Genomic DNA, 12,474 nt, shown 5'->3' with positions numbered 1-12,474 from the left:
CCGATCCGCCTCGATCATTTGAAACCTTGCTTCAGCAGATAGCCGGCGCTGTTCCTGAGCGCGGTCTCGGGATCGGCGACGGTATCCTGCTCGACGAAATAATGCTCGACCCCGGACGTCTCGGCCATGGCGAGGACCGCCGGCAGGTCGATCGCGCCGTCGCCCAGATAGGTCATGTAGGGGAACATCTTGATCCACTGGTCCGGCGTACCGCCGTCACCTTCGAAATGGTGGATTTCCTTCATGTCCTTCAGGTGGATCATCTTATAGCGGCCGCTGTGGCGCCTCAGGAGATCGATCGGATCGGCGCCGCCGGCAACGGTCCAGTACAGGTCCAGCTCGAGGAAGACCTTGGTCGGATCGGTGGCCTTGAGCAACAGTTCGAGCGGCACCTGGCCATCGACCGGCTTCAGGCCATAGCCATGATTGTGATAGGCGAATTTCACGCCATGCTTGATGGCGTCGGCCCCGACCTGGTTGAAGATGTCGGCCGTGCGCCTGTAATCGTCGAGCGTCTGGCGATGGTCCGCGGGTATCGACGGCAGGGTGACATAGGTGGCGCCCAACTGATGCGCGGCCTCCGCCAGCGGCCCCATCCGGCCTTGCAGCGTGAGCAGGTCGGTGTGCATCGACGGAACGGAGATGCCGTTGGCCTTCAGGATCGTGCGCGCCTCGGCCAGTGTCTTGCCGAAGAAACCGCTGCCCGAGAAACCGAGCTCGGGCGTGATGCGCTTCCAATGCGCGATCTGCGTGGGATCGCTGAACGTATAGGGGCCGTAGGTCTCGACCTCCCGATAGCCGAGCTTGGCGAGGAAGCCGATGGCCTTCGCGAAGTCCTGCTCCAGCATCTTCGGGATCGAGAAGAGCTGGACGCCGAAATGCCTTGCCCGCGAACGGGCGAGCGATGGCGCGGCACTGAGCAGCAGGGCTGCCGCGCCCGCATTGGAGAGGAAACGCCTTCTGTCCATCATCATCGTTCGGCTCCCTAAAAACCCGTCCGGCCACCGGGCGCCGGCGTTGTGCCGCGCGTCCGGTGCGCCCGTCCATGCCATATTCTCGTTGGCATATGTAATCGTTATCAACGTCTATCGACTTAGCCCAAATGTCAATATCTCCGGAGATCTTCAAACTATCCCAGTCCTGGCTTCATTGACACGCGCGCCCTGCGCGTTGATGATCGTAATCGGTTACATGCGAGGACAGGCCAGTGAAGGAAAGAGCCCATGGAAGGATCATCGGTGCGATCGTCGCCGGCCTGGCCGCAACCAGCCTGATGGCCACCCCTGCCCGATCGGCCGAGCTTCCCCAGAAATTCGTCCATCATGTCTATTTCTGGCTCAAGCAGCCGGGCGATGCCGGCGACAGGGCGCGCCTGATCGACGGCCTCCGGAAGCTGGCGGCGGTCAAGACGATCCGAACCCATCATATCGGCGTCCCGGCGGCAACCGATCGCGAGGTGATCGACCGCTCCTACGCAGTGTCATGGATGCTGACGTTCGACGACAAGGCCGATCAGGACGCCTATCAGGTCGACCCGATCCACCTGCGCTTCGTCGACGAATGCTCGCCGCTCTGGGAGCGGGTCGTCGTCTATGATTCCGAAGCGATCGAATGAACGAGGCGTCCACCCGTCAGGGCGCGCCGCCAGCCAGTTCCAATATCTCGATGCGGCGGAAATCGATCGGATGCCCCTCGCCCTGGAGCGAGATATAGCCCGAGGTCAGCGCGACCGAACGGGCGCCGCCCGCCAGATAGATCGGCATGGCGGTGAGATCGGTGGGGTCGAGCTCGGGCTTGTCGAAACGGACCACCTCGACACCGTCGACCTCCACGACCGTGCGGCCGCCGGATCGCACCTCGATCTCGACATGGACCCAGTCCTCGCCCGCATAGGGGCGCGAGACGGAGAGGACGCAATGGCTGGTCGCGCGCTGGCCGCCGATCTCCACATTGGTGCCCGGCGTGCAGATATTGCCCGTCGTGCGCTGGTCGGCGCCCTCGCCGTTGAGCAACTGGATCTCGATCGAGATGGGAAAGGGCTGGTCGCGGCCGATGGTCTCCGGCGCCTGGCCGTAGATCATCACGCCGCTGTTGCGCTTGCTCCACGGCGGGCCGCCGGGCGTATCGACGCCGACAAAGCGATAGTCGAAGCGCAGCCGATAGCTCGAGAAGGGCTGCCGATAGACGAGATGCGCGAACTCGTCGAAGAAGCCGCGATAGCCGTCATAACGGACGTGGAGGATGCCGCCCTCCGCCACGAAGGTACCGTGGGCGTTGTCGCCGAGCGGATGATGGTTGATCTTGGCGACCCAGCCGTCGAGGTCGTGGCCGTTGAACAGCGGCCGCCACGCGGACGCCTCTGGCGAGGCATTCCCCAGCAAAGCCAGGGCGGCCAGGGCGCATGATGCCCTGACCGCCCGGCCGCCTCGCCGCCGCTTTCGCGAAAGCGACCGGAGGCCCATCAGAAGTTGTAGGTGAGCCGCGCGCCATAGGTGCGCGGCGGAGCCAGCTGATAGGTATAGGCTCCGAACAGACCGCTGGCCGATGCCGCCGTGATCACGATCTTGTTCTCGAGGTTGCGGACATAGCCCTGCAGGCTCCATCGATTGTCCGGGGCGTTGTAGGTCAGCATCAGGTCGGTGCGCGAGAATTTGCGGTTCCGCTCGCGCTCGAAATTGGTGAAGGCGAGGTAGGACTCGCTCTCATAATGGGTCTGGACGCGCGGGGTCAGCGTGCCGTCGCCCAGGGCGAGCTCATATTGGAGGCCGGCGCCCAGCTGCCATTTGGGCGAGCTCGGCGGCTTATTGCCGGCATATTGGACGTTGCTGACCAGGAAATCGATGAACTTCGCGTCCAGATAGGCGATCGATCCGTCGAACCGCAGCGCCGGCACCGGCTGCGCCACCGCCTCGACCTCGACACCCTTGATCCGCGACTTGCCGGCATTGAAAATGGCGGTGAAGCCATTGTTGAACTGGCTGATCTGCTGATCCTTGTAGTTGTAGCGATAAGCCGAGACGTTGAGCTGCAACCGGTTGTCGAGGAAGCGGTTCTTCGAACCGATCTCATAGGAGGTGATGTTCTCCGGGCCGTAGGGCACGTTGCCGATATTCTGGACGTCGCTGAAGCCGCCCGCCTTGTAGCCGGTATCGCGCTTCACATAGAGCAGGTTGCGCGGGGTGAACTGCCAGTTCACCGCGAAATGGGTCGTGGTCTTGCTGCTGCTCGCGTTCACGTCGGTCGGAACGTTGCCGATGCCGGTATAGGCGGTGCCGGTGGTGTTGGAATAGCCGCGACGCGCCTTGTAGTCCTTCGAGTAGCGGATGCCCGCCTCCAGCGACAGGCCGGGAACCACTTCATAGGAAGCCTGCCCGAAGACCGCCTTCGATCGCGCGATCACGCTCGGATAGCGGAAGGCGAAACGCGCCACCGGCTGGCCCGGATTGATCGGGTTGGTGAAGCTGGAGAAGTCGGTGTTGGTGTTGTTCTTCTCGTGGAAATAGAAGACGCCGGCCTGCCACTTGAACGGGCCGTCGCCGTTCGAGGTCAGCCGCGCCTCATGCTGCCAGTCGCGGGCATCCTCGCTCGGCAGGAAATAGGCGTCGGACTTCACGACGCCGTCGAGATCGCGCACCTGGCGATATTTCTGGTTCCGGAAGCCGCCGAGATAGGTGAGCGTGGCGATGCCGAAATCATAGGTCGCGGTGAGCTGGATCGACTTGTTGGTGCCGTCGATGCTCTGCCGCGGCGAGCCGAGGACGGAACCGTCGCGGTCGATCGCGGGGCGGACATTGTTGTTGACCGGACCGTTGAACAGCACGCCGTAGAAGGTCGGGCCGACGCCGCCGATGCTGGTGGTCTGCGCGGAGAACAGGAAGGACAGGCGCTCGGTGGGGTCGAACTTGACCTGGAAGCGCGCCGACACGGCGTCGGCATCGTCGCCGTCCTTGCCCGCATAGTTGTTCTTCCGATAGCCGTCGCGCTTCTGCATGTAGACCGACGCGCGGGTCTGGAGATTGTCGGCCAGCGGAACGTTGACCGCGGCCTCGGCGGTGACGAGATTATAGTCGCCGACGCCCACGGTGGCGAAGCCGCCGAACTCCTTGCCCGGCTTCGCGGTGATGAAGTTGATCGCGCCGCCGGTCGCGTTGCGGCCGTACAGGGTGCCCTGCGGACCGCGCAGCACCTCCACGCGCTCGAGATCGTAGAGCGTGTCGTTGAAGCCGAAGGGGCGCTGATAATAGAAGCCGTCGATGGCGATCGAGACCGCCGGGTCGCCGATCTCGGTGGTGTCGCGGCTCGAAACGCCGCGGATGGTGATGATCGTATTGACCGAATTCTGCGCGAAGTTGAGGCTCGGCGTCAGCGACGACAGATCGACCAGGCTGTTCACCCCGTTCCGCCGGATCGCGTCCGCATCCAGGACGGAGACGGCGATCGGCGTCTTCTGGACGGTCGTCTCGCGCTTCTCTGCGGTCACGACGATCTCGCCGATGCCGCCCTCGTCGGCGGCGGCGGCTTCCTGGGCCATCGCGGCCCCCGGCATCATCACCGCCATCACCATCGCGGCACCCGCGAGCAGGCCGCGCTTGCCGCCGAACGACTTGAAGCTCTTCATAAGGTTCCCCTTTCCAACCCTGATAAAATCAAATCGATGGGAAGCGCCATGGCGGGCCGGCCGAAATCCGTCCGATGTCGGCAGGGCCCGTCCGTAACGGGTCATCCGACACATCCGTTCGACTGAGATTCGCGTCCCGTTCATGCCCCGCGCCTCCTCCCTACATATGGTATCGATTACATTTTAGCCCGGAACCGGGCCGTATTTTCTTATCCACTTGCCAACATCATCGAACCAACGCGGCAATGGTAACGATTACATCACTCATTTTGCCACAGAATGGAAGCCCCATTTTCCATGAAGCTTCTATATTGCGTTTTGCCGCACCCTCTCGGCGGCATGGGCAGCCGCGCGTGCCGTCAGCGCCATGTAGGTGAGCGACGGATTCTGGCAGGCCGACGACGCCATCGCGGCACCGTCGGTGACGAACAGATTGGCGACGTCATGCGCCTGGTTATGCGCGTTGAGCACCGACGTCGCGGGGTCACGGCCCATGCGCGCGCCGCCCATTTCGTGCACCGCGGTGCCGCCGGGGCCCGGGTCTTCCGAATAGCTGACCAGCTTCGCGCCGAGCAACGCCACCATATCCTTGGCCTCCTGCCCCGCCTTCGCCAGCAGGCGCCGCTCATTGTCGCCATAGACGAAGTCGATGCGCGTCTGACGGATGCCGAACGGATCGGTCATCGCCGGATCGAGCGAGATGCGGTTCTCCGCGCGCGGAAGACATTCGGCGAAGGCGCCGAGCAGGAAATTCCATTCGCCCGGCGCGTGCAGCTCCTGCTTGAAGGCCTTGCCCACCCCCGCCCGGTTCGCGCCGCGCGTCCAGCCGCGACGGTAGGCGCCGCCCTGATAGGAATAGCCGCGCACCAGATCGCCCTGCCGATTGTCGAGATTATAGTAGCGCGGCACGATGATGCCGTTCGGCCGATTGCCGAAATAGCCATGATCGAGGAAGCCGGGCACTTCGGCGACAACCGACATCGTCAGGGCGTGATCCATGAAATAACGCCCCAGGGTTCCGCTGCCATTGGCGAGCCCGTTGGGCTGGTCGGCGCTCGCCGAGCGCAGCAGCACGCTCACGCTGTTGATCGTGCCGGCGCAGAGGAACACGACCTTGGCGGTGTAGATCTTCCGCTCCCGCGACGCGGTGTTCAGCACCCGTACGCCGGAGACGCGCCGCGTCTTCGGATCATAGTCGAGCGAGTCGACGAGGCTGTCCGTGATCAGGGTGAGCCGGCCGGTCGCCCGCGCCGCCGGCAAGGTCGAGCTCTGCGTGCTGAAATAGGCGCCGAACGAACAGCCGCGCGCGCATATGTTGCGATATTGGCAGGCCGACCGTCCCTCCTTCTCCTCGGTCATGTTGGCGCTGCGGCCGATCACCAGCTTGCGGTCGGGATAGGCCGCCTCGAGCCTGGCCTTCAGCGCCAGCTCGACGGCGTTCATCGCCATCGGCCTCTGGAAATGCCCGTCGGGAAGCTGCGGCAGCCCTTCCTTCGATCCCGAAACGCCGATGAACTGCTCGACATGATCATACCAGGGGCTGACATCCTGATAGCGGATCGGCCAGTCGCAGCCATGGCCGTCGGCCGCATTGGCGCCGAAATCGAGATCGCTCCACCGATAGCATTGCCGGCCCCACAGCAGCGACTTGCCGCCGAGCTGATAGCCTCGCCGCCATTGGAACGGATTCTCCGCCGTCGTCTGATAGGGATTTTCGCGATCATTGACGAAGTGCCGGTAGGTCCATTCGTTGAAGGACATGCCCTTGCTCTGGATCGCATAATCGCGCGCGAACAGCTCGGCATCGCCCTGACCGCGATATTGCAGCTCCCACGGCGCCAGCATCTCGGTCTTGTAGTCGACCTGATGCTCCACCATCGGGCCCCGCTCGATCAGCAGGACCGTCAGGCCACGCTCCGTCAACTCCTTCGCGGCCCATCCCCCGCTGATGCCGGAACCGACGACGATCGCGTCGAACTGCGTGCTCATGACGGGGTCACTTCCTTCCTGATCGACAGGCCGGTCCAGTCGTTGGAAAGCGCCCGATAACCCTTGCCGGTCGGGATATCGGGATCATAGCGGCCGGGCACGGGCTGATAGTCCAGTTCCCGGGAGCCGCCGGCCTCGCCGGTATAATAGCCAACGAGAATCAGCGCCTTGGTCATGCACCACGGGCTTTCCCCCATGGTGCCCGGCCGGTAGCTTTCGGCGTCGAGCGCGGCGACCAGCGCCTCCTGCCGGGCGGCCGGAAGGCGCAGGAAATCGCCGCCCGCGCGCGCATCCAGTTCGGCCCGCAGGCGCGCGAACAGATCGGCCGGCACGCCGAACAGGCCCTTCTCCACGGCGCGCGAGGCGAAGGCGAAAACCTCCGCCGCCCCCGCCCCGGGCGTTCCGGTGGCAGGGAGCACGATCTCGCCCAGCCGCTGGAAGAGAGGCGCCGAACCCGCATCGGCGGCGACCGGCCCGGCGAGCAGGCCGGACATCCAGACGGCCCCCAGCACCCCGCCCGCAACGCCCATGAAGCCGCGTCGGCCCAGCGGCACATGCGCCAGGCTCTCGATCGAAGGGGAAAATGGATCCTCTGCCATCCGCGTTCCTGCTTGTCCGACTTGGGCGACGAGGATGCAGGTCGAAGCTGCCGGATCGCGCCCCTGACGATCTTTATGAAACCGATTTCATCATGCGTCCGCCTAAGTCGGCTGTCAAGCACGACCTATTTTTGGCGATTCTTTCACGATATCCGCTGATTTTCCCGGTCACACAGAAGCCTGTCGTTCGCAACTATTGTAATTGTTTACATTGCCCCGTAGAGGAAAGCCCAGGAAAGGGGTTGGCCATGAATCCGGTACGAATGGCTATGATTGGAGGCGGTCCGGGCTCGTTCATGGGGCCGGTCCATCGGCGCGCGGCTTCGCTGGACGGCCTCGTCCGGCTGGTCGCGGGCGCTTTCAGCCCGGACGAGGCGCGCAACAGGCGCACCGCCGAGGAAACGGACGTTCCCGCGACGCGCAGCTCGACCGACGCGATCGCGCTGCTCGATCGCGAAGCCGCGTTGCCCGAGGACGAGCGAGCGGAGCTGGTCAGCATCGTCGCGCCCAATCATGTCCATGCGGAGGTCGCGGCGGCGGCCCTGAAACGGGGCTTCGCCTTGTTCTGCGAAAAGCCGCTCGCGCGCGATATCGCCGAAGCCCGCCTGGTCGTCGAATTGGCCGCATCGCAGCCGGAACGGGTGGCGATGGCCTATACCTATCAAGGCTATCCGATGGTCCATGAGGCGCGCGCGCTGATCGCGGCCGGCGCCATCGGCGATCTGCGCCGCGTCTCCGCCAGCTATACCCAGGGATGGCTGGCCGAACGCGCGGAGCAGCAGGGCAATGCGCAGGCGGCGTGGCGCACCGACCCGACCCGTTCGGGAGCCAGCGGCTGCTTCGGCGACATCGGCGTCCATGCCCAGACCATGATCGAGTTCCTGTCGGGCGAGCCGATCGCCGAGGTGATGGCCGACATCCAGGCCGCCGTGCCGGGCCGGCGGCTCGACGACGACGGCGGCGTGCTGTTGCGGATGGCTGGCGGCGCGCGCGGCGCGCTGGTCGCCAGCCAGGTCTGCGCGGGCGAGCAGAATCGGTTCGAGGTGGCACTGTTCGGCTCGAAAGGGTCGCTGCGCTGGGCGCAGGAGCAGCCGTCCCAGATCATCCTCACCGATGCGGCGGGACGCGCGACGACCATCTCTGCCAATCCCGCGATGATGACCGATCCCGCCGCGCGCGCGGCCCTGCGGCTGCCCGGCGGTCATCCCGAAGGCTATATCGAAGCCTTGGCGAACCTGTATCGCGCCTTTGCATGGCGGCTCCGGGGCATCGGCGAATGTCCGTTCCCCCTGCCCGGCATCGATCGCGGCCTGAGCAGCCTCGCCTTCGTCGAGGCCGTTCTCGAAAGCAGCCGAACCCGCGGCTGGATCGCGGTGAAGAGCTGATCGCCCTGGAGTCGGACATGCGCACCATCAAAGGCCCCGCCCTCTTCCTGGCCCAGTTCATGGGCGACGCCGCGCCGTTCGATCGGCTGGAGGCGATCGCGCCCTGGGTGGCCGACTGCGGCTATGTCGGCGTCCAGCTTCCTTCCAACGACGCGCGCTGCATGGATCTGGCGCTGGCGGCGGAAAGCGACGCCTATTGCGACGATCTCAAGGGCCTGCTGGCGAATCATGGCCTGGTCGTCACCGAGCTTTCGACCCATATCCAGGGCCAGATGATCGCCGTTCATCCGGCCGTCCGCCCGTTGTTCGAGACCTTTCTCCCCGAGCCGCTGCGCAAGGCCTCGGACGGCGAACGGCTGGAATGGGCGACCGATCAATTGCGGCTCGCCGCCCGTGCCAGCCGGCGCCTCGGCCTCGACGCATCGGCGACCTTCTCGGGCGCCCTGCTATGGCCGATGGTCTATCCCTGGCCGCAGCGGCCGGCGGGACTGGTCGAGGAGGGTTTCACCGAGCTCGCGCGTCGCTGGAGGCCCATCCTCGACGCCTATGAGGATGCGGGCGTCGACCTGTGCTACGAAATCCATCCCGGCGAGGACCTGCACGACGGCGCGAGCTTCGAGCGCTTCCTCGACGCCGTGGACCATCATCGCCGGGCATCGATCCTCTATGATCCGAGCCACCTGCTGTTGCAGCAGCTCGACTATCTCGCCTTTCTCGACATCTACCACGACCGCATCAGGATGATGCATGTGAAGGACGCCGAGTTCCGCCCCGATGGGCGCAGCGGGGTCTATGGGGGCTATCAGGGCTGGACCGAGCGCGCGGGCCGCTTCCGGTCGCTGGGCGACGGGCAGATCGATTTCGGCGCGATCTTCTCCAAGCTCGCCCAATATGACTTTGCCGGATGGGCCGTGGTCGAATGGGAATGCGCCCTCAAGGACTCGGCGGTCGGCGCGCGCGAGGGCGCGGCCTTCGTCAGGCGGCACATCATTCCCGTCACCGGGCACAGCTTCGACGATTTCGTCGGCGGCGGCGCGCGGGACGATCAGCGCAATCGCCGGATTCTCGGCCTCTGAAATCGCCTTGCCCGCCGCCCGGCCCCGGCCGGACGGCGAAGCGTAGACCGTCCTATGCGGAGGCGTTCCCGTCGAGCCGGGCGCGCGCCGCCTGGGCGGCATAGCCGCCCTTCCGCCGATCGTTCAGCGCGACCGTCCCGAGCAGCAGGCAGACCAGCGCGGCGAAGGGCACGAGATAGCGGAAGGACAGCAGGCCCGAGCGGTTCTCGCCGGCATGGAGCAGCGGCGCGGCGGTGGCGGCGACGGCCGGCCCCGCTTCGCCCGCCGTGGCGCGGCGCAGGAAGTCGCGTGTCGCCTCGGGTGACGCCCGCCCGTCCACGATCGCGCGCGCGGCGCCCTGCAGCGGGCCGGTCCGCTCCTGCGCATCGGCGGCGACGGCACGGACGGCAGCCGGCGGGATCGCGTCGAGCAGATGCGCGTCGGCGACCCGGCCGAGCAGCGGCGTCGTCACCACGCCGACGGCCAGCGAGCCGACCGCCGCCATCAGGCCGAGCCCCAGCGCCCCGGTCCGCGGCGCCCGTTCGGCGACGAAGCCCATCATCGTCGGCCAGACCACGGATATGCCGATGGCGAAGACCAGCGCGGCGGCGACGGTCTGCGCCAGCCCCTGCGCGAAGCTCAGCCCCAGCAGGCCGACCCCGGCGACCGCGACGCACCCCGTCAGCAGCACCGGCGGCGAGACGCGATCGAGGATGGCATGGGCGTTGGCGCGGGTGAGCGCCATCACCCCGTTGATCAGCACGAGGACGAGGATGCCCGGCAAGCCGCCGGCCTCCAGCACGGCGGGAATCCAGCGGTTCGGCCCCAGTTCGAGGCTCATCGTCACCATCATCAGGATCAGGAACAGCCAGAGGATCGGGGTCGACGCGACCGCCCTGAACGCATCGCCCAGCGGCGCGCCATGTTCGGCCGCCTCGGTCGGCGGGAAATGGGCACGCCAGAGCAGCCCCGCATAGACGAGCACCGGCACGATCACCGCGATCAGCTTCACCCGCCAGTCGACGGCGAGCAGGTCCAGGCCCCAGATGGCGAGCCCGCCGATCACGATGCCGCCCGGAAACCAGAGGTGGAGCCGGTTGAGCATCGCCGCCTTGCGGTCGCGATACAGCGTGGCGACCAGCGGATTGCACACCGCCTCGACCATGCCGTTGGCGATCGCCAGCACGAGGGCGCCGGCGAACAGCCCGGCGAAGCTGCCGGCGGTGACGAACAGCAGCACGCCGCCGACATGGCCGAGGCAGGCAAGCCGCATCAGGTTCCGCATGCCGAACACGTCGCACAACGAGGAGAAACCGATCTGCGAGATCGCCATGCCCCACAGCGCGGCGCCGCCGATCAGGCCGACCTGGGCATTGTCGAGGAGGAACTCGCCCTTGAGGTCGTACATCACGCCGCTCATCGCGGCGAAGCTGAACGCCAGCGCCGTCACGGCGGCACAGCTGCCGGCGAACAAGCGCCCTCTCGACTCCGTCCCCTCCATTCCGACGACTCCCATATTTATGTAATGCTTTACAGAACGAATTGCGCATGCCATCGCTTCCGTCAAGCCTCCTTCTCCGGGCGTTGACTTTATCGGGGATTCAATGGCGACTGGCCGTCGATGCGGCTTTGATCCGCATGTGGGATCCATTACATGCGGCATCAGGGTCGGCGGGAGGGGCGATGAGTACGATCAAGATGGTTGCGGCCCGCGCGGGCGTTTCGACGGCGACCGTGTCGCGCGCGCTCAGCAATCCCGACATCGTCGTCCCGGAAACGCGCGCCAAGGTGCAGGCCGCGATCGAGGAGCTCGGCTACGCTCCCAATTTCGCGGCGAAGAGCCTGCGGATGCTGCGCACCTCGAAGATCGTCATGATGGTGCCCGACGTCTCCAATCCCTTCTTCTCGGAGGTCCTGCGCCGGGCCGAGGACATGGCGGAACAGGCCGGCTATTCGGTGCTGCTGGGCGACACCCGCGACGACGCCAACCGTGAAGCCCAGTTCGCCGACATGCTCCAGCGCAAGGAAGTGGACGGGGTGATCTTCCTCGGCCACCGCATGCCGGTGACGCTGGTCAACGCGGTCAAGGACAAGGGGCCTCGGGCGCCGATCGTCAACAGCTGCGACTTCTCCCCGGCCTTCGGCGTTTCCGGCGTGCATATCGACAATGTCCGCGCGGCGCAGGAGGCGATGGCGCTGCTCCAGTCGATGGGGCATCGGCGGATCGGCATCATCACCGGCCCCGTCGAAAGCAACATCACCAGCGACCGGCTGACCGGGGTGAAGCGCGCCGCCGAGACGCCGGGACGCGAGACCGAGCTGCTGATCCGCCATGCCGATTACACGATCGAGGCCGGGCAGCGCGAGACCGAGCGCCTCCTCGCCCTGCCCGCGCGTCCGACCGCGATCTTCTGCTTCAGCGACGAGATGGCGGTGGGCGCGCTCGCCGCGTGTCGCGCCTATGATCTCGAGTGCCCGCGCGACCTGTCGATCGTCGGCTTCGACGACATCCGCTACGCCCGCTATCTCGATCCGCCGTTGACGACCGTGCGCCAGCCCATGGAACTGATCGGCAAGACCGCCGTCAGGCTATTGCTCGCCATCATCGACGGCACCGCCACCGAAACCCGGGTGGTGACGCTGGACCATGAACTGGTCGTGCGCGGCAGCACCGGTCCGGCTCCCGTCCTCCGCTGATTCACCCCGGCATCCGTTTGCCACTGCGCCGGCTTCAGACCTGCCGCCGCCGTAGTTTCATGCGCGAAGGCCGGCCTCGTCAACACCGGTGTCGCCTGGCATGAAGGGCGCAAGTCCCCCGACGGTTCACA

Annotated in this window: 10 protein-coding genes; 4 read left to right on the top strand and 6 right to left on the bottom strand. The window is 65.9% G+C overall.

Features of this window, described 5'->3' with window-relative positions:
- Positions 1-14: 14 nt before the first annotated feature.
- Positions 15-974 (bottom strand): sugar phosphate isomerase/epimerase family protein, encoded by a 960-nt coding sequence (locus tag HRJ34_RS25135; protein ID WP_011952469.1) that lies wholly within the window; start codon positions 972-974, stop codon positions 15-17.
- 233 nt (positions 975-1,207) lie between these two features.
- Here HRJ34_RS25135 and HRJ34_RS25130 point away from each other — a divergent pair, with 233 nt between their 5' ends.
- Complete coding sequence (locus tag HRJ34_RS25130; RefSeq protein ID WP_011952470.1) at positions 1,208-1,615, top strand: Dabb family protein; 408 nt, start codon at positions 1,208-1,210, stop codon at positions 1,613-1,615.
- A gap of 16 nt (positions 1,616-1,631) precedes the next feature.
- On the opposite strand, the gene HRJ34_RS25125 is transcribed toward HRJ34_RS25130, so the two are convergent.
- The 4 genes from HRJ34_RS25125 to HRJ34_RS25110 form a co-directional block, all read right to left on the bottom strand.
- Positions 1,632-2,381 carry a 3-keto-disaccharide hydrolase gene (locus HRJ34_RS25125; protein WP_041379144.1) on the bottom strand — a complete coding sequence of 250 codons (750 nt, stop codon included), beginning with the start codon at positions 2,379-2,381 and terminating at the stop codon, positions 1,632-1,634.
- An 80-nt stretch (positions 2,382-2,461) separates the two neighbouring features.
- Entirely contained in the window at positions 2,462-4,618 is a 2,157-nt protein-coding gene (locus HRJ34_RS25120) for a TonB-dependent receptor (protein ID WP_208632778.1), read from the bottom strand.
- Between the two features lie 306 nt (positions 4,619-4,924).
- Entirely contained in the window at positions 4,925-6,607 is a 1,683-nt protein-coding gene (locus tag HRJ34_RS25115) for an FAD-dependent oxidoreductase (protein ID WP_208632777.1), read from the bottom strand.
- Positions 6,604-7,206 (bottom strand): gluconate 2-dehydrogenase subunit 3 family protein, encoded by a 603-nt coding sequence (locus HRJ34_RS25110; RefSeq protein WP_226948946.1) that lies wholly within the window; start codon positions 7,204-7,206, stop codon positions 6,604-6,606. Before HRJ34_RS25110 ends, HRJ34_RS25115 begins: the two co-directional genes overlap by 4 nt.
- On the opposite strand from HRJ34_RS25110, the gene HRJ34_RS25105 reads away from it, so the two are divergent.
- Both HRJ34_RS25105 and HRJ34_RS25100 read left to right on the top strand, forming a co-directional pair.
- A complete protein-coding gene (locus HRJ34_RS25105) occupies positions 7,191-8,591 on the top strand; it encodes a Gfo/Idh/MocA family protein (protein ID WP_226948945.1) in 1,401 nt (466 codons plus the stop codon). The genes HRJ34_RS25110 and HRJ34_RS25105 overlap by 16 nt on opposite strands.
- A 17-nt stretch (positions 8,592-8,608) precedes the next feature.
- Positions 8,609-9,667, top strand: a complete 1,059-nt coding sequence (locus HRJ34_RS25100) for a sugar phosphate isomerase/epimerase family protein (protein WP_208632776.1) — start codon at positions 8,609-8,611, stop codon at positions 9,665-9,667.
- Between the two features lie 52 nt (positions 9,668-9,719).
- Here the strand turns inward: HRJ34_RS25100 and HRJ34_RS25095 are convergent, their stop codons facing one another.
- Positions 9,720-11,096, bottom strand: a complete 1,377-nt coding sequence (locus tag HRJ34_RS25095) for an MFS transporter (protein ID WP_208632775.1) — start codon at positions 11,094-11,096, stop codon at positions 9,720-9,722.
- A gap of 233 nt (positions 11,097-11,329) precedes the next feature.
- Here HRJ34_RS25095 and HRJ34_RS25090 point away from each other — a divergent pair, with 233 nt between their 5' ends.
- Positions 11,330-12,343: a LacI family DNA-binding transcriptional regulator gene (locus HRJ34_RS25090; protein WP_016746998.1), complete on the top strand. Its 1,014-nt coding sequence runs from the start codon at positions 11,330-11,332 to the stop codon at positions 12,341-12,343.
- The last annotated feature ends 131 nt before the right edge of the window (positions 12,344-12,474 follow it).

Source organism: Rhizorhabdus wittichii, assembly GCF_017607425.1.
Classification (GTDB): Bacteria; Pseudomonadota; Alphaproteobacteria; order Sphingomonadales; family Sphingomonadaceae; genus Rhizorhabdus; species Rhizorhabdus wittichii.
This window is presented reverse-complemented; position numbering and strand designations above follow the sequence as displayed.

Bases quoted from the DNA above. Each gene is read 5' to 3' on its own strand.
- HRJ34_RS25105 (WP_226948945.1), top strand. From the start codon at position 7,191: ATGGATCCTCTGCCATCCGCGTTCCTGCTTGTCCGACTTGGGCGACGA.
- HRJ34_RS25115 (WP_208632777.1), bottom strand. From the start codon at position 6,607: ATGAGCACGCAGTTCGACGCGATCGTCGTCGGTTCCGGCATCAGCGGG.
- HRJ34_RS25120 (WP_208632778.1), bottom strand. From the start codon at position 4,618: ATGAAGAGCTTCAAGTCGTTCGGCGGCAAGCGCGGCCTGCTCGCGGGT.
- HRJ34_RS25135 (WP_011952469.1), bottom strand. From the start codon at position 974: ATGATGATGGACAGAAGGCGTTTCCTCTCCAATGCGGGCGCGGCAGCC.
- HRJ34_RS25100 (WP_208632776.1), top strand. From the start codon at position 8,609: ATGCGCACCATCAAAGGCCCCGCCCTCTTCCTGGCCCAGTTCATGGGC.
- HRJ34_RS25090 (WP_016746998.1), top strand. From the start codon at position 11,330: ATGAGTACGATCAAGATGGTTGCGGCCCGCGCGGGCGTTTCGACGGCG.
- HRJ34_RS25110 (WP_226948946.1), bottom strand. From the start codon at position 7,206: ATGGCAGAGGATCCATTTTCCCCTTCGATCGAGAGCCTGGCGCATGTG.